This is a genomic window from Nocardiopsis sp. NPDC101807, assembly GCF_044766605.1.
In the GTDB taxonomy this organism is placed as follows: Bacteria; Actinomycetota; Actinomycetes; order Streptosporangiales; family Streptosporangiaceae; genus Nocardiopsis; species Nocardiopsis tropica.
The window spans coordinates 1,198,019-1,224,131 of record NZ_JBIWMK010000001.1; the positions used below are offsets into that span (position 1 = coordinate 1,198,019).

Below are 26,113 nucleotides of genomic sequence, written 5' to 3' on the forward strand. Positions count from 1 at the left end.
CGGGTGATTGTTTTCCCGAAAGGGCCGGGATCCGGCGGGACCCCGGTTCCGGGGACGGGTCCGGAGCGGCCGTCCGGGCGCGGCCGGTCCTCCGCCCGGCCCCGGGCGGGGCCGGGCGGGCACGCGGGCCCCTCGGGCGTCAGGTGGCGGCGCGGCGGATGCGGTTGATGGGGACGGGCAGCACGCAGACCGGGTCCGGGACCTCCAGGCGGTGGCCGGTGTCGGCCGGGATCCCGGTGACGGGGTCGATGAGCAGGGACGCCAGGGAGCCGCCGTTCTGGGCCGCCGCGACCAGGTGGTCGGGCTGGCCGCCGTGGCCCCGCACCACGGTGAAGTGGCGGGGCCATGCGCCGCCCGCGGGCGTGTCGGCCAGGTGCTCCAGGCGGGCGCCGCCGTCGCGGACCGCGAACGTGGAGATGACGTCGGCCCCGCGGTTGGACACGTAGACGCGGCCCTCGTAGGTGCTGGTCAGGGGCAGCGCGTCACCCTCGGCGATGTCGCGGCCCCCGGCCTTGAGCCGGTGCAGGGCGATCTCCGCGGGGAAGTTCCGCCCCGCGGCCTCGTCGGCGGTGGCGGGGACCGAGCCGAGGTGCTCCCCGGTGCCCTTCCGGGGGTCCCACAGCACGACGTGCACGCGCGAGTCCAGCTCGCCGGCCACGTAGACGTACTGTCCGTTGACCGCCATGTGGCGCGGACCGGAGCCCGGCGGGAGCTGGACGGTGCGGAGCAGGCCCTCCTCCGGCCGGGGCGCGGCGGCCCCCTCCGGCCCTGCCGCGCCCCCCGGCACGGCGTAGTGGTGGACGCGCAGCTCGTCGGTGCCCAGGTCCGCGGCGAGCAGGTAGCGAAGGCGCGGCTCGTCGGAGTCCTCGACGACCGCGGTGCTGTGCGCGTGCGGTCCCTCCTGCCGGTCGGTGACGGGCCCGCCGCCCCGGTGGGCGAACCGGCCGACCGGGCCGGTGGGGGTTCCGTCCGGCGCCGTGGGGACGAAGGAGACCACGCCGTCGGCGTAGTTGGCGACGGCGACCTGCTCGGGCCCCAGGTCCCGCACGTGGCAGGGGGAGCCGCCGCCGGTGGGCACTGCGCCGAGCTCGGTGAGGGAGGCGTCGCCGCCGACCCGGAAGGCCGTGAGTGTGCCCTCGGCCCTCTCGTTGACGGCGTACACCGTGGGCGGCTCGGGCCGGAAGGCGAGGAAGGAGGGGCCCGGGGTACGGGCCGCGACGCCGCCGTCGGCCATCTCGCCGGTCTCGGGGTCGAACCAGACGCGGTGGATCCCCCCGCCCTCCCCCGGCGGGTCGGAGTCGGGGGTGTAGGTCCCCACGAGCAGCAGCCGACGTCCGTCCACCGATCCACCGACCGATTCGCCCACGGGGGAGCCTCGTTTCCGTAGCATGCGTTCGCGATCCAGTGGTCTACACCACCGGCCGCATGCTACAGGTTCCCCCTCGCTCCGGGGGACCCCGGCCCGCGCCTCCCTCCCGCCGTCCCCGGCCAGGGGGCGGCGGGGCGCGGCGGGCCCCCGGCGCCGCACACACCCGGCCTCAGTCCTGGAACCGAGGCCCGGGGCCGAGGACCCGGTCCCGTACCGCCGGCGGATGCCTTCGAGCGGGCAACGGGGTCTTCGCGGTGCGGTTCCTCGTGGTCGACGCCCCGGACGAGGAGGTGCACACCTTCTGCGGCGAGCACGGGTTCCGGGGGGATCCCCGACAGCATGCGCCTGTACCGCGAGGTGAGCGGCATCGCCGAGACGCCCGGATGAGGGGGACCGGCCCCGCCCGGCCCGCCGGGCGGGGCCCCTCGGTCCGCTACTGCCTGCCGGCGGCCTTGACGGCCTCCAGGGCCTTCATGATGCGCTTGTCGGAGACCGGGTAGGCGGTGCGCAGCTCCTGCGCGAACAGGCTGACCCGGTACTCCTCCAGCATCCAGCGCAGCTCGGCCACGTCGGCGTCGGCCGCCCGCCCCGGGGGCAGGGTCCCGGTGACCTTCGCGACGGCCTGGCGCATCTGCTCGGTCTTGGACATGTTGACCTGGTCGCGGCGCGGGTTCTCCGGCAGCTTGTCCAGGCGGTGCTCGACGCCCCTCAGGTAGCGGTGCAGGTCGTCCAGGCGTGCCAGGCCCGCGGCGGTGACGAACCCGTCCCCCACCAGGGAGCCGAGCTGTCCCTGCACGTCGTTGAGCGAGGGCAGGACGGCCAGGGAGGTGGTGCCCCTGACCTTCTTGGACACCTTGCGCCACAGCACCAGGACCCGCGCGACCTTGTCCAGGGTCTCGGCGAGGGTGTCGCCGAGGTCGGCGCGGACCCGGTCCGCGAGCGCGGCGAAGTCGTCGCCGTTCCACACCGGCCCCCCCTCGCGGGCGAGCAGGTGGTCGACGGCGGCGGACTCGGCGTCGGCGAGCATCGCCTTCACCGAACCGTGCGGGTTGTCGGCCAGGGCGAGCTTGTCCGGGTTGTTGAGCCCCTTGCTGACGGCGAGCGCCGGCGAGGGGATCGTCAGCATGAGCAGGCGCCGGGTCCCGGCCCGCATGGCGGCGCGCTGCTCGGCCCGGGTGTCGAAGATGCGCACCGCGACGCTGTCGCCCTCGTCCACCAGGGCCGGGTAGCCCTTGACCTTGGGGCCGAGCGCCTTGCGCTCCAGGGTCTGCTCCAGCGGACCGAAGTCCCAGGAGGTGATGCCCTTCTTCTCCACGCCCTTGGCCTCCGCGGAGATGGCCTCGCGCAGGCGCGGTTTGAGCTTGGCTCGGAGCTGCTCCAGGTCCTTGGACTCGGCCAGGGTCCGGTTGCGGTCGTCCACCGCGCGGAAGGTGATGCGCAGGTGGTCGGGCACGCGGTCGAGCTCGAAGGCGCTCTCCGGGATCCGGTCCCCGCCCCTGGGCTGGGCCATGCGGGTGAGCTCGGCGGCCAGCGCCCCGGTCAGCGTCCCCTCGTAGGGGGTGAGTCCGGCGCGCGCCTGGGCGGCGTTGTCGGGGACCGGTACGAAGAAGCGGCGCTGCGGCTTGGGCAGCGAGCGGATCAGCGCGGTGACGAGTTCGTCGCGCAGGCCCGGGATCTGCCAGTCGAAGCCGGTGTTCTCCACCTGGTTGAGGAACTTGAGCGGGATGTGCGCGGTGACGCCGTCGGCGGCGCTGCCCGGCTCGAACTGGTAGGTCAGCGGGAACGTGAACGCGCCCTGCCGCCACACGTCGGGGTAGTCGTCCTCGCTGACCACGTCGACGCCGTCGTTGATGAGCTCCTCGCGGGTGAAGTCGAGGAGCGTCGGCTCGGTCCGGCGGGCCTTCTTCCACCAGGAGTCGAAGTGCGCGGCCGACACGACGTCGTCGGGGACGCGGCGGTCGTAGAACTGGAACAGCGTCTCGTCGTCGACGACGATGTCGCGGCGGCGGGCGCGGTGTTCGAGGTCCTCGACCTCGTCGAGGAGCTTGCGGTTGTCGTGGAAGAAGTGGTGCCGGGTCTCCCAGTCGCCCTCGACGAGGGCGCGGCGGATGAACAGCTCCCGGGACAGCTCCGGGTCGATCTTCCCGTAGGACACCTTGCGCTGCACGACGATGGGCACGCCGTAGAGGGTGACGCGCTCGAACGCCATGACGGCGCCGCGCTTGCGCTCCCAGTGGGGTTCGCTGTAGTTGCGCTTGACGATGTCGCCGGCGAGCTCCTCGGCCCACTCCGGCTCGATCCGCGCGACCATGCGGCCCCACAGCTTGGACGTCTCGACCAGCTCGCCCACCATGACGAAGCGCGGCTGCTTCTTGAACAGGGCCGAGCCGGGGAAGACGGCGAAGCGCGCTCCGCGCCCGCCCAGGTACTCGTGCTTCTCGGGGTCCTTGAGGCCCACGTGGGAGAGCAGCCCGGCGAGCAGGGACATGTGGACGCCGCGCGGGTCGGCGGCCTCCTCGCGCAGCGGCGGCACCTCGATGCCCATGGTGCGCAGGACCTGTTTGAGCTGGGAGTGGATGTCCTGCCACTCGCGGACGCGCAGGTAGTTGAGGAACTCCTCGCGGCACAGCTTGCGGAACTGGTTGCCGGACAGCTCCCGCTGGCGGTCGCGCAGGTGGTTCCAGAGGTTGAGGAACGCCAGGAAGTCCGACTCCTTGTCGGTGAACCGGGCGTGGGACTGCTGGGCCTGCTGCTGTTTGTCGGTGGGGCGCTCGCGCGGGTCCTGGATGGACAGGGCGGAGGTGATGACCATGACCTCGGCCAGGCAGTCGCGCTCCTGGGCCTCCAGCACCATGCGGCCCAGGCGCGGGTCGATGGGCAGCTGGGCGAGGCGCCGGCCGGTCTGGGTGAGGCGGCGCTTGCCGCCCCCCTTGCCGGAGGCGGCCTCGGCCTCGGGGTGCAGGGCGCCGAGTTCCAGGAGGAGGTTGACGCCGTCCTTGATCTGGCGGTGGTCGGGGCCGTCCACGAACGGGAAGGCCGCCACGTCGCCCAGGCCGAGGGAGGCCATCTGGAGGATGACGGAGGCGAGGTTGGTGCGCAGGATCTCGGGGTCGGTGTACTCGGGGCGGGACAGGAAGTCCTCTTCGGAGTACAGCCGGATGCAGATGCCCTCGGAGACGCGCCCGCAGCGGCCCTTGCGCTGGTTGGCGGAGGCCTGGGAGACCGCCTCGATGGGCAGCCTCTGCACCTTGGTGCGGTGGGAGTACCGCGAGATGCGGGCGGTGCCGGGGTCGATGACGTACTTGATGCCGGGGACCGTCAGGGAGGTCTCGGCGACGTTCGTCGCCAGGACGACGCGGCGTCCGCTGTGGGAGGACCACACGCGTCTTTGCTCGGAGACCGACAGGCGCGCGTAGAGCGGGAGGATCTCGGTCCCGCGGAGCTTCTTCTTCTCCAGCGCCTCGGCGGTGTCGCGGATCTCTCGCTCGCCGCTGAGGAAGACCAGGATGTCGCCGGGCGGCTCGTGGGAGAGCTCGTCGACGGCGTCGAGGATGGCCTGGGTCTGGTCGCGGTCCGTGCCGGGCCCCGGGTTCTTCTCCTCGGGGTCGAGGATGTCCTCCGAGATGGGCCGGTAGCGGACCTCGACGGGGTAGGTGCGCCCGGACACCTCGATGATGGGGGCGTCGTCGAAGTGGCGGGAGAAGCGCTCGGGGTCGATGGTCGCCGAGGTGATGACGACCTTGAGGTCGGGGCGCTTGGGCAGGAGCTGCTTGAGGTAGCCGAGCAGGAAGTCGACGTTGAGGCTGCGCTCGTGGGCCTCGTCGATGATGAGGGTGTCGTACTGGCGCAGCATCCGGTCGTGCTGGATCTCGGCGAGCAGGATGCCGTCGGTCATCAGCTTGACCAGGGTGCTGCCGCTGGAGGAGTCGGTGAAGCGCACCTTGTAGCCGACGGTCTCGCCCAGCGGCGTGCCGATCTCCTCGGCGATGCGCTCGGCGACCGTGCGCGCGGCCAGTCGCCGGGGCTGGGTGTGCCCGATGGTGCCCATGACGCCGCGGCCCAGCTCCAGGCAGATCTTGGGCAGCTGGGTGGTCTTACCGGAGCCGGTCTCACCGGCGACGATGACGACCTGGTGGTCCCGGATGGCCTCGGCGATGTCGTCGCGGCGGGCGCTGACCGGGAGCGCCTCGGGGTAGGTGAGCTCGGGAACGGCCTCGCGGCGCAGGTCGACGCGCAGGACCGCCTCGTCGATGTCCTTGGCGATCTGGGCGGCGGCGGAGGCGCCGCGGCGCTCGTCGCGGATCTTGGCGAGGCCGTCGATACGCCGACGGAGCCGGTGCCGGTCCGCGGGCATGAGGTCGCGGAGCCGGGAGCGGAGTGCGTCGGCGGTGGGTGTGGGCGTGGTCGTGCTCATCAGTAGTCAAGAGTAGGAGGGTCGGCAACCGGTTTTCGACGCGGAGCCGGATACCGGAGGAGGACGGTCGCGGCCGGGGCGCTCCGCGAGGTCGGCGGAGGGTTCCCGGGCACGTGGTGCTCAACGCCGCCGGGACCGGTTCTGTTCCGGGGCCGCGCCGGCGGTCCCGCCCGCGCGCCGCCGGGCAAGCCGGGACAGCCGGGCGGCCAGGACAGCCAGGGCCGCCGGGAAGACCGAGGCTGCCGGGACAGCCGGGGCCCGGATACCCCGGTCGGACCCCGTCCGCACGTCCCCCGGGCCGCGGGCGCGGGGCGGCGTCGGACGGGGCCGACACGGCGGACCGTGGCGGCCCCGTCCGGGGCCGGGTGCGCCGCGGCCGCTACAGGCCCCGCGCGGCCAGCCAGTCGTGCAGTGCACGGCCCACCACGTCCACGTGCCCCTCCAGCATGGTGAAGTGGTCGCCGGGCACCCGCAGCACCTCGTGCGGGAGCGACCACGTGAAGGGCGGCACCGCGCCGCCGTCCCGGTCGATGGTGGGGTCCTCGGGGCGCAGCTGGACGACGGGCGTCTCCACCGGACCCGGCAGCCAGTCGCGGAACAGGCGCAGGTAGGCGCCCATGGCGCTGAGCCGGACACCGTCCATGATGCCCAGCAGCTCCCCGCGGGCCACCACGCCGGTCTCGATGGTCGCGAGCGCGGTGTGGTCGGTGGGGTGGGGCGCGTCCATCAGGGCGAGCGTCTCCGGCGTGCGCGCCCTCCCGAGCGTCCGGAGGTGTTCGAGCCGTTCGAGGACGGCGTGCGCCACCCACCCGCCGGAGGAGCGTCCGACCAGGATGTACGGCTGGTCCCCCGCGCACTCCAGGACGGCGTCGGCGAGGACCTCGGTGACGGCGCCGATGCTGGCCGGCAGCGGCTCCCCGTCGGTGAACCCGGGCTCGGGGATCACCTCGACCTCGCGCATCCCGCGCACGCCGTTGGCGAAACGGGCGTACTCCTGGACCCCGGAGATCATGAGGATGGACGGCAGGCAGATCAGTTTCGTGCCGCTGCCCTCCTTGGACAGGCGGACGGGGCCCCGCGTCACGGGTGCGTCGTGGACGCCGGTGAAGACGGGCCTGACCTGGGAGGCCGCCCACAGCAGATCGATCCCCTCGGCGATCCGCCGTTGGGCGCAGGCCTCCGCGAACAGGTCGGCCAACCCGTCGAGGGCCCGTCGGGGTTCGGTCCGCGCGGGGGCGGCGCCCCCGCCGTCCGCGACCTCCTCCAGGAGGTGGACGGCCAGGGCGCGCGGTGTGGGGTGGGCGAAGGCCAGCCCGGCGGGCAGTCGCAGGCCGGTGGCGGCCGCCAGCTGGTTGCGCAGTTCGACGGCGGTGAGGGAGTCGAAGCCCACCTCCAGGAAAGGGGTGTCGGCGTCGACCGCGCCCGTGCCGGCGTGGCCCAGCACCTCGGCGGTCCGGGCCAGCACGAAGGAGAGCACCAGGTCCGTCCGCTGGTCGGCGGGGGTGCGGGCCAGGGTGCCGCGGAGGTTCCCGGCGGTCTCCGCCGCTGCCCCGGCCCGCCTCCGGGGCGGTCGGACGAGGCCGCGGAGCATGGTCGCGACCTTCCCGGTGCGCACGGCCCTGGCACGGGCGCCGGCCAGGTCCATGGGCACCGGCAGCACGTGGGGAGCGCCCGTGGCGAGGGCGGCGTCGAACAGGGCGAGTCCGTGTCCGGTGTCCACCGGTCCGGCCAGGCCGAGGCGGGCGTAGCGGCTGATGTCGTCCTCGCCGAGGGCGGCGGTCGTCCTGCTGCGCTGGGCCCACATGCCCCACGACAGCGACACCGCGGGCAGCCCGTGCGCGCGGCGGTGGTGGGCGAGCATGTCGACGTAGGAGTTGGCGGCGCTGTAACCGGTCTGGCCGGGGCTGCCCAGGGTGCCCGCCACAGACGAGAACAGGACGAACGCCGACAGGTCCGAGGTGAGTTCGTGCAGGTGCCAGGCGGCGTCGACCTTGGGCCGCAGCACGTCCTCGATGCTGTCGGGGGTGGTCGAGGTGAGCAGGCCGTCGTTCAGGGCGACGGCGACGTGGACCACGGCGGTGATCCGTCGGCCGGCCAGGAGGGCGGCCAGCTGCTCCCGGTCCGAGGCGTCGCACGCGGCGAGGGTGGCGTCGACGCCCTTGGCGGCCAGGGAGGCCTCCAGTGCGGCCGCGCCCTCGGCGTCGGGGCCGCTGCGGCTGACCAGGAGCAGGTCGCGGACCCCGTGGTGGTCGACCAGGTGGTGCGTGATCTCTCCGCCCAGGGTGCCGGTGGCGCCGGTGACCAGCACCGTGCCGTCACCGAAGGAGGTGGGGAGCGCCTCCCGGGCGCTGCGCGCCAGACGGGGGGTGAGGACGGCCCCGCCGCGCAGGGCGACCTGGTCGTCGTCACCGCTGAGGACGGCGGTCAGCAGCGCGGAGGCGCGTCCGGGGTCGTCGGTGTCGACGATGGAGAACCGGCCGGGGTGCTCCTGGCCGGCCGCCCGGACGAACCCCCACAGGGGCGCGTGCACCAGGTCGGGGACGTCCTCGCCGGGGCCGGTGGCGACGGCCCGGTGGGTCAGCAGGACCTGTCGCGCGTCGGCGACGCGTTCGTCGGCGAGGAGGCGCTGGGCCTGGTCGACCGCCTGCACGAGAGCGGTGCGCACGTCGTCCGGCGTCGGGGCGAGGGGCGTGGAGAGCCTCGGCAGCAGGACGCGGTCCGGGACCGGGGCTCCCGCGTCGAGCGCCCGGGTCAGGGCGTCGGCGTCGGCGTAGGAGCGGACGGTGTGCCCGGCGGCGGTGAGCGCCGTCGAGCTGTCGAGGATGTCCTCGCCCAGCACGGCCCAGACCTGGGGTTCGGCGGACGGGGAGGCGATGGTGTCGGCCCACTCCACGTGGAACAGGTCGTCCGTCGGCTCGGTCGCGGCGCCCGGTCCCCCCGTGGGGGCCCGCAGGGTGAGGGAGTCCACGGTGGCGACGGGGGCGCCGTGGGTGTCGGCCAGGGTCATGGCGACCTCGTCGGCGCCGAGGGGCCGGACGTGGACGCGCAGGGCGGTGGCCCCCGTGGCGTGGAGGGTGACGCCGTTCCAGGAGAAGGGCAGGCGCACGCCGTCCGCGGGCATCCAGGGCGCGCAGCCGAGGGCGTGCTGGGCGGCGTCGGAGAGCGCGGGGTGCAGGCCGAAGCGCTCGGCGTCGGACCGCTGGGCCTCGGGCAGCTCGACCTCGGCGTACACCTCGTCCCCGTCGATCCAGGCGCAGGTGAGGCCGCGGAAGGCGGGGCCGTAGTCGTAGCCGATGTCGCCGAGGCGGGTGTAGAGGTCGCCGACGGGGACCGGTTCGGCTCCGGGGGGCGGCCACGCCCCGAGGTCGTCGGGGACGCGGTCGGGTTCGGGGGTGAGGGTGCCCGCGGCGTTGCGGGTCCAGGGGCGGTCCCCCAGGTCGGGGGTCCGGGAGGCCGGGCGCGAGGAGACCGAGAAGGGGCGTCGGCCCCGGCCGTCGGCGGCCTCGACGAGGACCTGGAACTGGACGGCGCCGCTCTCGGGCAGGAGGAGGGGCGCCTGGACGACGATCTCCTCCACGTGGGGGCTGCCGAGGCGGTCGCCCGCGTTGAGGGCGAGTTCGAGGAACGCCGTGCCGGGCAGGAGGACGCTGTCCCCGGCGGCGTGGTCGAGCAGCCAGGGGTGGGTGGTACGGGAGACCCGGCCCGTGAAGAGGGTGCTCCCGGTGTCGGCCAGGGACAGCGCGGCGCCGAGGAGGGGGTGCTGCTCCGGCTCCAGTCCGGCGGAGGCGACGTCGCCGCGCGAGCGGTCGCCGGTCATCCACAGGCGCTGTCGTTGGAAGGGGTAGGTCGGCAGCTCCACCACCCGCGCCCCCCGCCCGAACACCGACGACCACTCCACCCGCGCGCCGTACGCGAACGCCTGCGCCAACGAGGCCAGGAACCGCTCCCCGCCCCCCTCCTCACGACGCAGCGTGCCCACCACCACCACGCCCGACCGGCCCGCCGCCTCCGCCGTCTCCTGCACAGCGGAACCCAGCACCGGATGCGGACCCACCTCGACGAACAAGTCGTGCCCGTCCGCCAGCAGACCCTCCGTCACCCTCCCGAACAACACCGGCTCGGCCAGGTTCCGGAACCAGTACCCCGCGTCCAACTCCCCCGCACCCACCGGACGACCCGTCACCGCCGAGTAGAACGGAATCTCCGGCCGCCGCGAGACCACCCCCGCCAACACCGCACCCAACGACCCCCGCAAACGCTCCACATGCGGAGTATGCGAGGCATAGTCCACCGCGATCCGACGAACACGCACCCCCGACTCCTCGTACTCCTTCAGGAGATGGGCGACCGCCTCCGGGGCTCCCGCGACGACCGTGGAGGAGGGGCTGTTCACAACCGCCACGTGCACGTCCGCGTCGCGCTCCGCGAGGTCGGCGCGGACACGCTCCTCCGGCAGCGCCACCGAGGCCATGACCCCCGTCCCGGACAGTTCCAGGAGGGCCCGGCTGCGCAGCGCCACCACCCTCGCCCCGTCCTCCAGCGACAGCGCACCCGACACACACGCCGCCGCCACCTCCCCCTGCGAATGGCCGACCACCGCGGCCGGACGCAGACCGTGCGAGAGCCACAACTCCCCCAGAGCCACCATCACCGCCCACAACACCGGCTGCACCACGTCCACACGCTCCAACGAAGGCGCGCCGCCCTCCCCCCGCAGCACCGAGACCAGCGACCAGTCGACATAGGGCGCCAACGCCCGCTCACACTCCGCGATCCGCTCCGCGAACACCGGAGAAGACCCCAACAACTCCACCGCCATCCCCTCCCACTGACCACCCTGACCAGGGAAGACGAGGACCGGACTGCGGTCCGACGCGCGTCCGCGAACCGTGCCGACCGCGTTCCCGCCCTCAGCCAGCTCACCGAGTCGTGCCAGGAGGGTGTCGCGGTCGTTCCCGACCACGGCGGCCCGGTACTCGAAGGCCGTGCGGGTGGTCGCCAGCGACCACCCCACGTCCGCCGGGTCCAGGCCGGGATCCGCCCCCACCCGGTCCCGCAGGCGGGCGAGGGAGTCGTCGAGCGCCTCCCGGCTGTGGGCCGAGACCACCCAGGGCACCGGCCCCGCGGCTCCGGCCGCGCCCCGCGCCCCGGTGCCGCGGGAGGGGCCGGCGAGGACGGCGCTCTCCCGTTCCGGGGCGGGAGCGGCCTGGTCGGGAGCCTGCTCCAGGACGAGGTGGGCGTTGGTCCCGCTGGCGCCGAACGCGGACACGCCCACACGGCGGGGGCGGCCGGTCTCCGGCCACGGCCGCGCCCGGGTGAGGAGCTCCACGGCGCCGGAGGACCAGTCCACGAACGGGGTGGGCTCGGCGACGTGGAGCGTCCGCGGCAGGATCCCCTCGCGCATGGCCAGGATCGACTTGATGACCCCGGAGACCCCGGCGGCCGCCCCGGTGTGCCCGATGTTGGTCTTGAGCGACCCGAGCCACAGGGGTTCCCCGGTCCGGTCGCGCCCGTAGGTGGCGAGCAGGGCGTTGGCCTCGATGGGGTCGCCGAGCCGGGTGCCGGTCCCGTGGGCCTCCACGGCGTCGACCTCGGCCGGGGTGAGCCGGGCGTCGGCGAGGGCCTGGCGGATCACCCGCTCCTGGGCGGGGCCGCTGGGCGCGGTCAGACCGCTGGAGGCGCCGTCCTGGTTGACCGCGCCGCCCCGGATCACCGCCAGCACCCGGTGCCCGTTGCGCCGCGCGTCCGACAGGCGCTCCAGGACGAGCATGCCGGCTGCCTCGCCCCAGCCGGTGCCGTCGGCGTCGGCGGAGAACGCCTTGCAGCGGCCGTCCGCGGACAGCACGCCGTGGCCCGTGAAGGACACCCACGCGGAGGTGTCGGTGTGGGCGGTGACGCCTCCGGCCAGGGCGAGGGAGGACTCGCCCGAGCGCAGGGAGCGCACGGCCATGGCGATCGACACGAGGGAGGACGAGCAGGCGGTGTCCACCGTGATCGCGGGACCCTCGAGCCCCAGGGTGTAGGACACCCGGCCCGCCGCGACGGCGGTCATGCCGCCGGTCAGGCGGTACCCCACCAGGTCGGCCGGGGACTCCTGGACCGGCGGCCCGTAGGTCTGGCCGACCATGCCGACGAACACGCCCGCGGGGGTGGAACGCAGGGACCCGGGGGTGATGCCCGCGTGTTCGAGGGCCTCCCACGCCGTCTCCATGACGAGGCGGTGCTGGGGGTCCATGGCCATGGCCTCGCGGGGGTTGATCCCGAAGAAGGCGGGGTCGAAGTCCCCCGCGCCCTCCAGGAAGCTCGCGGAGCGGACGTAGGTCCGGCCGAGACCGTCCGGGTCGGGGTTGAACAGGCCCTCCAGGTCCCAGCCGCGATCGGTGGGGAACCCTCCCCTGGTCTCGCGCCCCTCGACGAGCAGGTCCCACAGCCCTTCGGGGGTGTCGGCCCCGGGGAAGCGGCAGCCGATCCCGACCACCGCGACGGGCTCGTGGTCGCGCTCCTCCAGCTCCTCGACACGGGTGCGTGCCTGTCGCAGGTCGACGGCCATCTTCTTGACCAGGTCGCGGAACTTGTTCTCGTTCGTCATCCGTGCTGCTCTCGTGTGCGTTCCGGTCAGGAGGGTCCGCGGATCAGGAGATCCCGAACTCCTGGTCGATCAGCTCCAGGAGCTGGTCGTCGGTGGCCTCGTCGTACTCGGTCCCGGGCCCGGAGTCGTCGAGGCGGCGCAGGAGGCCGCGCAGTCGGTCGCCGAGCTCCTTCCTGGTCCCGTCGTCCACCGCCGATGCGGCCAGGGCCGTCTCGAGCCTGTCCAGCTCGTCCAGGACGGGCAGCGGGGCCCGGTCGTCGGCGGACGCCTCCGCGAGGCGGTCGGCCACGTGGCGGGCGAGGGCGGACGCCGTGGGGTGGTCCAGCGCCACGGTGACGGGCAGGTCCAGGCCGGTCGCCTCGTTGAGCCGGTTCCGCAGCTGGACGGCGCCGAGCGAGGTGCCGCCCGCGTCGAGGAAGCCGCGGCCGAGGTCGACGTCACCCGCTCGCGGGTGGCCGAGGACGGCGGCGGTCTCCGCGCGGACCAGGGCGAGGACGGCCTCCTCGCGTTCGGCCGCCGAGAGCCCCGACGGGATCCGCCGGTCGCCTCGTGCGTCGGTACCGCCGGACGGGACCGTCGCCGTCCCGGCCGGCGCGGGGACGGGTTCGGGGGCGGACGCGGGCGAGCGCCAGTAGCGCTGTCGTTGGAAGGGGTAGGTCGGCAGCTCCACCACCCGCGCCCCCCGCCCGAACACCGACGACCACTCCACCCGCGCGCCGTACGCGAACGCCTGCGCCAACGAGGCCAGGAACCGCTCCCCGCCCCCCTCCTCACGACGCAGCGTGCCCACCACCACCACGCCCGACCGGCCCGCCGCCTCCGCCGTCTCCTGCACAGCCGAACCCAGCACCGGATGCGGACCCACCTCGACGAACAAGTCGTGCCCGTCCGCCAGCAGACCCTCCGTCACCCTCCCGAACAACACCGGCTCGGCCAGGTTCCGGAACCAGTACCCCGCGTCCAACTCCCCCGCACCCACCGGACGACCCGTCACCGCCGAGTAGAACGGAATCTCCGGCCGCCGCGAGACCACCCCCGCCAACACCGCACCCAACGACCCCCGCAAACGCTCCACATGCGGAGTATGCGAGGCATAGTCCACCGCGATCCGACGAACACGCACCCCCGACTCCTCGTACTCCTTGGCCAGGCGGACCACCGCCTCCGTCTCACCGGCGATCACGGTCGAGGAGGGGCTGTTGACCACGGCCACGTGCAGGCGTCCGTCCCAGGCGTCCAGGTCCTCGCGGACCCGGGCCTCGGGGAGGGCGACGGCGACCATGGCGCCGGTTCCGGACAGTTCCAGGAGGGCCCGGCTGCGCAGCGCCACCACCCTCGCCCCGTCCTCCAGCGACAGCGCACCCGACACACACGCCGCCGCCACCTCCCCCTGCGAATGGCCGACCACCGCGGCCGGACGCAGACCGTGGGAGAGCCACAACTCCCCCAGAGCCACCATCACCGCCCACAACACCGGCTGCACCACGTCCACACGCTCCAACGAAGGCGCGCCGCCCTCCCCCCGCAGCACCGAGACCAGCGACCAGTCGACATAGGGCGCCAACGCCCGCTCACACTCCGCGATCCGCTCCGCGAACACCGGAGAAGACCCCAGCAACTCCACCGCCATCCCCTCCCACTGACCACCCTGACCGGGGAAGACGAGGACGGGCATCCGGTCGGGGGCAGCTCGCCCCGTCACCACGGCAGGGGTGGGACGCCCCTCGGCGAGAGCCCGGAGCCCGTCGAGGAGGTCGGCACGGCCGTCGCCCAGCACCACGGCCCTGTCGTCGAAGGCCGTGCGGGTGGTCGCCAGCGACCACCCCACGTCCACCGGGTCCAGGCCGGGATCCGCCCCCACCCGGTCCCGCAGACGGGCGGCCTGGTCGGCCAGTGCCGCGCCGCCGCGCGCGGACAGGGGCCAGAGCACGGGGCCGCGGACGCGCCGCGCCCCTCCGGGGCCGTTTTCCGCGGCCGGGCCGGCGGCCTGGTCCGCGCCTGCGCGCACGGGGGCGTCCTGGGCGCCGGGATCGGAGGCGCCGGACCGCTCCTCCGCCGGCGCCTGCTCCAGGACGAGGTGGGCGTTGGTCCCGCTCATCCCGAAGGAGGACACCGCCGCGCGCCGGGGGCGGCCGGTCTCCGGCCACGGCCGCGCCCGGGTGAGGAGCTCCACGGCGCCGGAGGACCAGTCCACGTGCGGGGTGGGCTCGTCGGCGTGGAGGGTCCGCGGCAGCACCCCGTGGCGCAGCGCGAGGACGAGCTTGATGAGCCCGGCGACCCCTGCGGCCGCCTGGGGGTGGCCGAGGTTGGACTTGAGCGAGCCCAGCCACAGGGGGTGGTCGCCCGCCCGGCCCGGGCCGTAGGCGGAGATCAGCGCCTGCGCCTCGATGGGGTCGCCGAGCGCGGTCCCGGTCCCGTGGGCCTCGACGAGGTCGACGTCGGCCGGGGTGAGCCGGGCGTCCTCCAGAGCGCGGGCGATGACCCGCTCCTGGGAGGGGCCGTTGGGCGCGGTCAGGCCGTTGGAGGCGCCGTCCTGGTTGACCGCGCCGCCCCGGATCACCGCCAGCACCCGGTGCCCGTTGCGCCGCGCGTCCGACAGGCGCTCCAGCGCGACCATTCCGGCCCCCTCCGAGAAGCCCGCGCCGTCGGCCCCGGCCCCGAAGGCCTTGCAGCGGCCGTCGGGGGCGAGGCCCCTGAGGTGGGTGAACTCGGTCAGGACGCCGGGGGTGGCCATCACCGTCGCCCCGCCGGCGAGTGCGAATGAGCATTCATCGGCACGCAGCGCCCGCACGGCCAGATGCACGGCCACCAGAGAGGAGGAGCAGGCGGTGTCCACCGTGACGGCGGGGCCGGTCAGGCCCAGGACGTAGGACAGCCGGCCGGAGGCGACGCTGTTGGTGGTGCCGGTGATCGCGAACCCGTCGCCGGGGGCCTCGGTCAGCCGGGGCCCGTACTCCTGCGCGATGGCCCCGACCCACACGCCGGCGTCTCCGCCGGCCAGGGTCCGCGGCGGGATCCCCGCGTTCTCGACGGCCTCCCAGGCCACTTCGAGGAGGAGCCGCTGCTGGGGGTCCATCGCCTCGGCCTCCTTCGGGGAGATCCCGAAGAAGGCGGGGTCGAAGGCGGCCGGGTCGTCGAGGAACGCGCCCTGCGCCATGGCCGACCCGCCCTCCTCCCCGTCCTTGCCCAGGAGGGCGTCCAGGTCCCAGCCCCGGTCGGAGGGCAGGGGGCCCAGTGCCTCGCCGCCGCGCTCCAGCAGGTCCCACAGGGCTTCGGGGGTGTCTATCCCTCCGGGGAGACGGCAGCCCATACCGACGATCGCGATCGGCTCCGGCGCGCGGTCGAGCTCCTCGCGCAGGCGCTCGTTCTTCTTGAGCGCGGCGCGCAGGGCCGCGACGAGCTTGCTGTCCTGATCGTTACTGATAGCCATCAACCGTCTCCTGTTCACCCTCGGGCGCGGTGTCGTCGGCTGCCAGGGCGAGCCCCAGCAGGTCCTCCACGTCCATGTCGTCGATGTCGCTGGCGCCGGGGTCGTCGGTCTCCTTCTCGGTTTCCCCGGTGCGGGCCGGTTCCGGCGCCGCCGGCTCGTCGGGGAACAGCCTTCCGGCGATGAGCCGGGCCAGTGCGCGGGGGGTCGGGTGGTCGAACACGGCGGTCGCGGGCAGGCGGAGGCCGGAGAGGGCGCCGAGCCGGTTGCGCAGTTCGACCCCGGTCAGCGAGTCCAGTCCGAGCTCCCGGAAGGGGCGGTCCGCCGGAACTCCTGACGCCCCCTCCTGTTCCGCCCGCCCGAGCACGACGGCCGTGTGCGTGCGGACCTCGGCGAGCAGCGCCCGCTCGCGCTCGGGCCCGCTCAGGTCCGCGAACCGCTCGGCCCCCAGGGGGGCCTCCCCGGTCCGCTCGGCGCCGCCCGCGGCGTCCCGCCGGTCGGCGAGTCCGCCCAGGACCTGGAGCACGGGACCGTTCTCCAGGTCGAGCAGGGCGGGGACGACGTTCTCGTGCCCCAGGTACAGGGCCCGGTCCATCGCGGCCAGTGCGCGGTCGGTCGGCATCGGCAGCAGGCCGTTCCGGCCGAGGGTGTCCAGGTCGCCGCCGTCCAGGTGGCCGGTCATCCCGCTCGCCTCGCCCCACAGCCCCCAGGCCAGGGACGTGGCGGGGAGCCCGCGTTCGCGCCGGTGGTGCGCCAGGGCGTCGCAGAAGACGTTGGCCGCGGCGTAGTTGGCCTGGCCGGGGCTGCCCAGGGTGCCCGTCACCGACGAGAAGAGGACGAACGCGCCCAGGTCCAGGTCGGCGGTGAGCTCGTGCAGGTTCCAGGCGGCGTCGACCTTGGGCCGCAGGACCGCCTCCATCTGGTCGGGCCCGAGGGAGAGCACGGTGGCGTCGTCGAGCACGCCGGCGGTGTGCACGACGGCGCTCAGCGGGCGGTCGCCGGGCAGGCCGTCGAGCAGCCGGGCCAGGGAGTCGCGGTCGGCCGTGTCGCAGGCGTGGACGCCCACGCGCGCGCCGAGCCCCCGCAGTTCGCCGGTCCGGGCGTCCTGACCGTCGGCGGCGGCGCCGCTGCGGCTGACCAGGGTCAGGTCGCGCACGCCGTACCGGGTGACCAGGTGGCGGGCCACCTGGTGGCCGAGGGTCCCGGTGCCGCCGGTGACCAGCACGGTGCCCTCCTGGGGGAAGGGCGCCGGCACGCTCAGGACGATCTTGCCGACGTTCTCGCCGCGTTCCAGGACGCCGAACGCCTCCCTGGCGTCGCGGACGTCCCGGACGGTCATCGGCAGGGGCGTGAGGGCCCCGGACGAGAAGAGCTCCATGATCCGTTCGAGCATCTGTCCGATCCGTGCCGGATCCACGTCGGGCAGGAGGAAGGACTGGTAGCCGCGCCCCGGGTGGGCGGCGGAGACCGCCTCGTCGGTGCGGATGTCGGTCCGGCCCATCTCCACGAAGCGGCCGCCGGCCCCCGAGGTCGCGCCGGGGGTGGCCAGGAGCCTCAGCGAGGCGTCGACGAACTCACCGGTGAGCGAGTTCAGGACCACGTCCATGCCGCGTCCGCCGTTGGCGGCGCGCAGGGAGGACTCGAAGTCGAGGGTGCGCGAGGAGGCCAGGTGGTTCTTCTCCAGACCGAAGTCCTCCAGGACCGGCCACTTGTGGGGGCTGGCGGTGGCGAACACCCTGGCCCCCATGTGGCGGGCGAGCTGGACCGCCGCCAGGCCCACGCCGCCCGCGGCCGCGTGGACCAGGACGCTCTCTCCCGGGCGCACCGCCGCGAGGTCGACCAGGCCGTGGTAGGCGGTCAGGTAGACGACCGGCACGGCGGCCGCCTGCTCGAAGGACCAGCCCTCGGGGATGCGGGTGATGCGGCGGCGGTCGGCCACCGCCATCGGGCCGAAGGCCCCGCCGAACATGCCCGTGACCCGGTCGCCCGGCTCCAGGTCGGTGACCCCGGGTCCGGTCTCCAGGACGATCCCCGCCCCTTCGAGCCCCATCCCGTAGTCGTCGTCGACCATGCCGAGCGCGACCACGACGTCGCGGAAGTTCACGCCGGCGGCGCGGACGGAGACGCGCACCTGCCCCTCCCCCAGCGGCGCGGCCGCCTCCGGGGCGGGCACCGGCGAGAGGGAGTCCAGTGACCCGGCCCCACGGCTGCCGAGCCGCCACAGGGCGCCGGCCGGGGAGAGCGTTCCGTCCTCCTCCGCCGGGGCGAGGCGGGGTACCAGGACCCCGCCCGACCGCAGCGCCAGCTGGGGCTCGCCCAGGTCCGCGACGGTGGCCAGCGCCCTGTGGGAGTCCTCGGAGCCGTCGGAGTCGACGATCACCAGGCGGTCGGGGTGCTCGCGCTGGGCCGAGCGCAGCAGGCCCCACGCGGGGGACGCCGCGAGGCCGCTGAGCCGGTCGTCGGGGTGGGCCACCACCGCGCGCCAGGTCACCAGCACCAGTCGGGCGTGCCCCGTGCGCTCGTCGGACAGCCATGAGCGCACCGACCCCAGGGCCGAGCGCAGTCCCTCGCGCACGGCGTCGGGGACCGATCCGTGGTCGGCGTAGACCGCGCGCGGCGGGAGTTCGGCGTAGACCACGTCGGGCACGGGGCCCTCGGGGTCCAGGGCGTCCAGGGAGGCGAGACCGGTCGGGATGTCCCGCCCCGGGTCGGGCGCTTCCAGGGCCTCCCACCGCAGCCGGTACAGTCCGGGCTCCTCCGGCGACTGCGGGAGGGCGTCGGTGTCGACGGGGCGCATGACGAGCTCGTCGACGGTCAGGACGAGCGCCCCGTCACCGTCGAAGGCGGTGAGCCGGTAGCGGTCCCGGCCGAGCGTCTCCCAGCGGACCCGCAGCTCGGCGGGCGGTTCGACGGCGGAGACCGTCCGGACCCCGGTCCAGGCGAAGGGGACCAGCGGCACCCCGCCCCCGGAGGGGCCGAACAGGAGCACCGCGTGCAGGGCGGCGTCCAGCAGGGCCGGATGGGGCCCCTCGAAGACGCCGCGCGTGCGGCCGGGCAGGGCGACCTCGGCCAGGAGCGTCCCGTTCCGGTCGCGCCAGGCGCGGCGCAGGCCCCGGAAGGCGGGGCCGTAGGCGTAGCCGCGCCGGGCCAGGCCCTGGTACGCGGCGTCGGCGTCGAACTCCAGGGGGGAGGCGTCGGCCGTCGACCAGGCGGGCTCGGCCGCGGCGGAGCCCGTCCCCGCGGCCCCGGCGTCCCAGGCACTCGCGTCGTCCTCGGGTTCGAGCATGCCGGAGGCGTGCCGGGTCCACGCCCCGCCGCCTTCCCCGCGCGAGTGGACGCCCACCTCGCGGCGTCCCCGCCGGTCCGGTCCGCCCACGGTCACCTGCACCGAGGCCGCCCCGTCCCGGGGCAGGGCCAGGGGCGCCTCCAGGGTCAGGTCGGTGACGACCGGGCTCCCGGTGCGCGCGCCCGCGTGCAGGGCGAGCTCGGCCAGGGCCGTCCCCGGGAGGATGGTCCGCCCCAACAGCCCGTGGTCGGCGGTCCAGGGGTGGTCGGCGGCGCCGACCGCTCCCGTGAACACGGTGGAGCCGTCGGCCAGTTCCAGCCCCTCGTCCGCGAGCAGCGCGGTGCCGGTCGGGACCGGGGCGGTGACGGGCGGCGCCCAGTGCCTGCGGCGCCGGAAGGGCAGGTCCGGCAGCAGGACGGGGGCGCCCTCGTCGGAGACCCCCTCCAGGACGAGGTGGGCGTTGGTCCCGCTGATACCGAAGGAGGACACCGCCGCGCGCCGGGGGCGGCCGGTGTCGGGCCAGGGCTCGTTCTCGGTGAGCAGGCGCACCCCGCTGCCGTCCCAGCCCACCCTGCTGGTGGGGGCGTCGGCGTGGAGGGTCCGGGGCAGGCGCCCGTGGCGAAGGGCCTGCACGGTCTTGATCACCCCGGCGACGCCGGCGGCGGCCTGCGCGTGCCCGATGTTGGACTTGAGCGAGCCCAGGCGCAGCGGCTCGGCGCCGTCGCCCCTGCCACGGCCGTACACGGAGATGAGCGCCCTGGCCTCGATCGGGTCGCCGAGCCGGGTACCGGTGCCGTGGGCCTCCACGGCGTCCACCTCGCCGGCCTCCAGCCCGGAGGCGGCCAGGGCCCGCTCGATGACGTCCTCCTGTGCCTTGCCGTTGGGGGCGGTGAGCCCGTTGCTGGCGCCGTCGGAGTTGACCGCGCTGCCGCGGAGCAGGGCCAGGACGGGCCGTCCGGCCCGCCTCGCCCGGGAGGCGCGCTCCAGGAGGATCATCCCGGCGCCCTCCGCCCACGCGGTTCCGTCCGCGTCGTCGGAGAAGGCCTTGCAGCGGCCGTCGGCGGACAGCCCGCGCTGGGCGGAGAACTCCAGGAACATGCCGGGCGAGGACATCACGGTGACGCCGCCGGCGAGCGCCATCGCGCACTCGCCCCTGCGGATCGCCTCCGCCGCCTGGTGGAGGGCCACCAGGGAGGACGAGCAGGCGGTGTCGATGGTGAGCGCCGGGCCCCGAAGCCCGAGCACGTAGGCGACGCGCCCCGAGGCCACGCTCATCGTCGAACCGGTGAGCCGGTACCCGGCGTCGCCCTGCCCCGCGGGGTCGGACAGCCGGGGGCCGTAGTCGCCGGGCATCGCGCCGACGAACACGCCGACCTGCTCCCCGCGCAGGTCGTCGGTGGAGAGCCCGGCGCGCTGGACCGCCTCCCAGGAGGTCTCCAGGAGCAGCCGCTGCTGGGGGTCCATGGCGTCGGCCTCGCGCGGGGAGATCCCGAAGAAGTCGGCGTCGAACATGTCGGCGTCGTACAGGAACCCGCCCCGGCGGGTGTAGGTGCGCCCGGGGGTCCCGGGTTCGGGGTCGTAGAGGGCGTCCAGGTCCCAGAACCGGTTGTCGGGGAAGTCCCCGACGGCGTCCACGCCCTCTTCGACCAGGCGCCACAGCTCCTCCGGCGAGGAAGCGCCGCCCGGCAGGCGGCAGGCCATGGCCGTGATGGCGATGGGGTCGTCCGCGGCGGGCTCCCGGGCGGGCCGGACCCCGGCGGACTCCGGCCGGCGGTCCGTCGCGGCGGGCCGTTCGGGCCCGGCCTCCCCTTCCGACGTGATCTCGTCGCCGCCCAGTTCGCCGGTGAGGAAGTCCGCCAGCCCGGCCGGGGTGGGCACCTCGAACAGGAGGGTGTCGTCCAGCCGGACGCCGGTGGCCCCCTGGACCGCGTCCCGCAGTTCGAGGGTCATGACGGAGTCGAAGCCCAGGTCCCGGAACGCCCGGTGCTCGTCCCCCGGGTCGAGCGCGTCGCGGTCCAGGACGCGGGCCGTGCACGCGTACACCAGGCCGGCGACCGTCTCCGTGCGGGGTGCTCCGGAGCCGCCCTCCCCGGCGGCCGGCTGCGGCGGGGCCCAGCTCACCGAGCCCTCGTGGCGGAGCCCGTCGGCCCCCTCCGGCCAGAAGGCCCTGCGCTGGAACTGGTAGGTGGGAAGGTCCGTGCGGCGCGCGCCGGTGCCCTCGAACAGCACGGGCCAGTCGATGTCCACGCCCGCGCTGAAGGCGCGGGCCGCGGCCGTGAGCAGTTGCGCCTCGTCCCCCTCGCCGCGCCGCAGGGTCTTGAGCACGTGGCCGGAGACGCCCGCGCGCTCCAGGGAGCCGCGGACGCCGTGCGCCAGCACCGGGTGCGGGCCCACCTCCAGGAAGATCCGGTGGCCGTCCGCCACCAGGGCGTCGACGGCGTCGGCGAACAGGACGGGGTTGCGCAGCCCGGAGTACCAGTACGCCGCGTCCATGGGGGTCCTGCCCAGTTCTCCGCCGGTGAGCGTGGAGTAGACGGGGATCCGCGGACGGCGCCAGCGCACCTTCCCGAGGTACTGGGTGACGCTGTCGCGGATGCGCTCCACGTGGGCGGAGTGCGACGCGTAGTCCACGTCGACCAGGGCTCCGTGTGCTCCGCCGTCCACACAGCGCTCCACGGCCTCGCGCACCGAGTGCGGGTTCCCCGACACCACCACGGACGAGGGGCCGTTGACGGCAGCCACGTGCAGGTCGGGCAGGGAGCGGGCCAGTTTCTCCGCCTCCGGGGGCGTGACGCCCAGCGAGGCCATGGCCCCGCTGCCCGCGAGCGCGGTCAGGGCACGGCTGCGCAGCGCCACGATCCGGGCCGCCTCGTCCAGGGTGAGCGCGCCGGCCACGCACGCGGCCGCCAGCTCGCCCTGGGAGTGCCCGACCACCGCCGCCGGCCGCACGCCGAGGGACTCCCACACCCGGGCGAGGGAGACCATGACCGCCCACAGCACCGGCTGGACGACGTCCGCCCCTGCCTGGGCGCCGGTCAGGGGCGGGGCCTGCGGCTCACCGCGCAGGACGGAGGTGAGCGCCCAGTCCACGTAGGGGTCCAGCGCGCGTTCGCACTCGGCGACGCTGCGGGTGAACTCCTCGGCCATCGCCCCCTCCCCGTCGAGCAGGTCGCGGCCCATGCCGAGCCACTGCCCGCCCTGGCCGGGGAAGACGAGGACGGGTCCGGGCCCGCCCACGACGGCGGGGCCCTCGGGGCGCACGGACTCCAGCTCCCTGGTGCCGCCCTCCCCTGCGGCGAAGACCACGGCGCGGTGCTCGAACACGTCCCTGGTCGTGGCCAGGGAGAGGCCGACGTCCCGGGCCCGGACGCCGGGGTTGGCGGACACGTAGGCGTGCAGGGCCGAGGCCTGGGCGCGCAGCGCCTCCTCGGAGCGCCCCGTCAGCACCCACGGGACGGGGTCCAGGGTGCGCGACGCGGGCGCCTCGGCGGTGGCGCGGCCGGCGACGGGGGCGGGGCCGAGGACCAGGTGGCAGTTGGCGCCGCCCATGCCGAAGGAGGACACCCCCGCCAGGGGGGCGTGGCTCGGCCAGGGCTCGCGCCGGGTCTGCACCGCCAGGCCCAGGGCGTCGAGGTCGATGGCGGGGTGGGGCTCGCCGAAGTTCAGGGTCGGGGGGATCTGCTGGTGCTCCAGCCCGAGAGCGGTCTTGATCAGCCCGACGATGCCCGAGGCGCCCTCCAAATGGCCCACGTTGGTCTTGGCCGAGCCCACCCGCAGCGGTTCCTCCCGGCCCTCGCCGAACACCTCGCCGAGGGCGGCGGCCTCGACCGGGTCGCCCGCCGGGGTGCCGGTGCCGTGCAGCTCGACGTAGGCGACCTGGCCGGGCTCCTTGCCCGCGTTGGCGTAGGCCGCGCGGGCCACGTCGGCCTGGCCCTCGACGGTGGGCCTGGTGAGGTACTCGGTGGCGCCGGAGTGGTTGACCGCTCCGCCGTGGATGACGGCGTGGACGCGGTCGCCCTCCGCCAGTGCGCGGCCCAGTGGCTTGAGCACGACGACGGCGCCGCCCTCGCCGCGCACGTAGCCGTCGGCGCGGGAGTCGAAGGTGTGGCTGCGGGCACTGGGCGACAGGCCCCCGAAGCGGGCGACGCGCTCGGTGCTCTCGGGGACCAGGATCAGGTTGACGCCGCCGGCCAGGGCGATGTCGGACTCGCCCCTGCGCAGGCTCTCGACCGCCAGGTGCACGCTGACCAGGGCGGAGGACTGTCCGGAGTCCACGGTGAGGCTGGGACCGCGCAGTCCCAGGAAGTGGGAGAGCCGGTTCGCGATCATGCCCCGGTTGGTGCCGGTCAGGGTGTGGTGGGTGATGGCCCCGGAGCCGCCGCGGTCGTGGAGGAGCGCGTAGTCGGAGTTGATGGCGCCGGCGAACACGCCCACGCGGGCGTCGCGCAGCGCTCCGGGGGCCGTCCGGGACCGCTCCACCGCTTCCCAGCCCAGTTCGAGCATGAGCCGTTGCTGGGGGTCCATGGCCAGGGCCTCGCGTGGCGAGATGCCGAAGAACCCGGCGTCGAAGCACTCCGCGTCGTGGAGGTAGCCCCCCCAGTGCGGTCCGCGCTCCGCGGAGCCCCCGCCCAGGCGCTCGGGGGGCGGCGAGATCGCCTCCCGTCCCTCGCTCAGCATCCTCCAGAACGCCTCCGGCGTGCCGGCGCCCGGCAGGCGGCAGGATATCCCCACGATGGCGATGGGCTCCCAGGAACTATTGGTCAGGGTTCCTGCAGGTCCGCCACTCACGTTCGCTGCCCTTCACTCTCGACTGTCCTCGATGTTCCGGACACCGCCGAGGGCCGGTGCCCTGCCCGTGCAAATGCACGCCGTGAACACTGGACCGGGGCGGCATTCACACGCTGGGGAGTACCGAGCCCCGGAGCTTCTGAGGACCACAAGAACTACCCCAGGAAACACCATTCGGGGTCAAACGGGATCCAACTCGCTAGAGCGTAACCCCTGATTAGGAGCACTGACAATAGAGGGTTCCCTTTCAGAGAGATAATTTCGGTCAGGAGAGTAAACTATTAATGGCGAAGCAACAATTCATCCTGTCACCCCGCCTCAGCCGTGGCGGCCCCGTGTGATACGCGAAAAGGCCCGGCGCCTCTCGGGCGCCGGGCCTGAAGCACCGGACGTGGGCCGGGATCAGCCGGCGTGACGGGCCCGGACCTCGCTGATGTACCTCTCGGCGACCACGGGATCGAACATCCACGACTTGTAGTCCGACGGGCAGTCCCATCCCTGAATCCACCGATCGGCGATCTCGGGAAACTCGGACGCCGCGTTCATGACGTTCATGATGTGCTCGGGCAGAGCCTGCTCGACCATCGACGAGGCGAACTCGGCCCACTCCTGGTTGTCCTGTCCGAATTCCCAGAAGCGGTCGAAGGCTGTGATCATGAACTCTTCGTCGAACACCTGGTCACCGCGTTCGATGATGCTCTCCAGGTAGGCCTCCGCACACCGTGTGGAGTTGTTCCAGCTCTGTCCCACGAACGGGTCCATGGTCACCACCACGTCGGCCATGCCGATGACCTTGCCGCCGGACGGCAGGGTCCCCACCGGGTTGCGCACCTGCGGGGTGAGGTCTTCGACGAGGGTGCTGCGGCCGTCCATCAGGACGGCGTCCTTGGCTCGCTCGAAGAACTCGGGGGCGTACTTGCGCATGAGGTCCTTCATGCGCCGCAGCTGCTCCTCGGGGCCCGGCCGGTCCGGCCAGGCGTCCATCGGGCCGCCCTTCTTGTCCACCAGGAGGATGTTGTGGGCGGGCCCCTCCTGGGTGAGCATCGGGAGCAGGAGGATGTTCCCGGCCTCCTCCGTCACCCCGAACCAGCCGATGTTCGCCGAGTCCCCCGTGTCCGGGGGCCACAGGTCGTAGACGTAGGCCTGGGCGAGAGCCCTGGGCCGGGTCCCGCTGAAGCGGCTGTCGTCGTAGTCGAAGAGCTGGCCCAGCTCGCCGTGGCCGACCGCGACGACGATCAGGTCGAACATCCGGGAGAAGTAGTCCAGGTCGGTCACCGTGACGCCGTGGATCACGACCTTGCCGCCCCGGTCCTCGAAGGACTCCAGCCAGTCGGCCATCTTCACCCGGCGGTCGACCGACACCGAGTAGCCGTTGCCGGGGTCGGAGCGCCCCTTCACGGCCATCACGGGCTGCCCCTCCCTGTACACGGCCAGCTTCTGCTCGCGGATCTGCGGTGAGAGCGCGCTCCAGAAGTCGAGGTCGAACTTGCGCTCGCACTCCAGGGCCGTGGGGAAGGTGAACTGGGAGATGGAGGGTTTGCCGGTCCTGATCTCCAGCGAGGACTGCCCCGTGATCACCGTGACGTCGTAGCCGTGGTTCAGGAGACCGTGAGCCAGGTGCAGGCCGGCGTGACCCGCGCCGACGATAAGGATCTTGCGCATGTTCGCTAACTTTCCTGGGGAATCTACGGGGCCGTGGGGAGGCCGAGGCCTCCCCACCCGTCAGGCGACGGGCTCGCTGGTGCGGTTGTGCTCCAGGGCGTACCTGAGAAGTGTCTTGAGCACATCGCCCCCGGACAGGCGGTTGCGGGCGTCGAAGTCGATGATCGGCACCTCGGGACTGACCTCCAGGGCCTCGCGGACCTGCTCGGAGGTGTAGTCGAGGTGGCCCTCGAACTTGTTCAGCGCCACGATGTAGGGGATGCGCTTGTTCGTCTCGAAGTAGTCGACGGCGTCGAAGGAGTCCGCGAGCCTTCGGCAGTCGACCACGACGACGGCGCCCACGGCGCCGCGGACGAGGTCGTCCCACATGAACCAGAACCGGGCCTGGCCCGGCGTTCCGAACATGTACATGACCAGCTCGTCGTCGATGGTGATGCGGCCGAAGTCCATCGCGACGGTGGTGGTCGTCTTGTCGGGGGTGACCGAGGTGTCGTCGTGTCCGACGCTCGCCTCGGTCATGATCGCCTCTGTCGTGACCGGGGGAATCTCCGACACCGAGCGCACCAAGGTCGTCTTGC

7 protein-coding genes are annotated in these 26,113 nt (G+C 74.1%); all 7 read right to left on the reverse strand.

Annotated features, from left to right (window positions below):
- Window positions 1-139 precede the first annotated feature (139 nt).
- The gene (locus tag ACIRPH_RS05120) at window positions 140-1,366 is read right to left on the reverse strand and encodes a lactonase family protein (protein ID WP_402909369.1); all 1,227 of its coding nucleotides are present in this window, start codon (window positions 1,364-1,366) and stop codon (window positions 140-142) included.
- A gap of 436 nt (window positions 1,367-1,802) precedes the next feature.
- Window positions 1,803-5,783: an ATP-dependent RNA helicase HrpA gene (gene hrpA, locus ACIRPH_RS05125; protein ID WP_402909372.1), complete on the reverse strand. Its 3,981-nt coding sequence runs from the start codon at window positions 5,781-5,783 to the stop codon at window positions 1,803-1,805.
- A gap of 379 nt (window positions 5,784-6,162) precedes the next feature.
- Window positions 6,163-12,372, reverse strand: coding sequence for a type I polyketide synthase (locus tag ACIRPH_RS05130; protein ID WP_402909374.1), 6,210 nt, complete (start codon window positions 12,370-12,372; stop codon window positions 6,163-6,165).
- A gap of 43 nt (window positions 12,373-12,415) precedes the next feature.
- On the reverse strand, window positions 12,416-15,802 hold the full coding sequence (locus ACIRPH_RS05135) for a type I polyketide synthase (protein ID WP_402909376.1): 3,387 nt from the start codon (window positions 15,800-15,802) through the stop codon (window positions 12,416-12,418).
- A complete protein-coding gene (locus ACIRPH_RS05140) occupies window positions 15,789-23,873 on the reverse strand; it encodes an SDR family NAD(P)-dependent oxidoreductase (protein WP_402909378.1) in 8,085 nt (2,694 codons plus the stop codon). Before ACIRPH_RS05140 ends, ACIRPH_RS05135 begins: the two co-directional genes overlap by 14 nt.
- Window positions 23,874-24,275: 402 nt before the next feature.
- Entirely contained in the window at window positions 24,276-25,535 is a 1,260-nt protein-coding gene (locus tag ACIRPH_RS05145; protein WP_402909380.1) for a styrene monooxygenase/indole monooxygenase family protein, read from the reverse strand.
- Window positions 25,536-25,595: 60 nt separating this feature from the next.
- A partial coding sequence (locus ACIRPH_RS05150) for a GTP-binding protein (protein WP_402909383.1) occupies window positions 25,596-26,113 on the reverse strand: 518 nt, incomplete at its 5' end.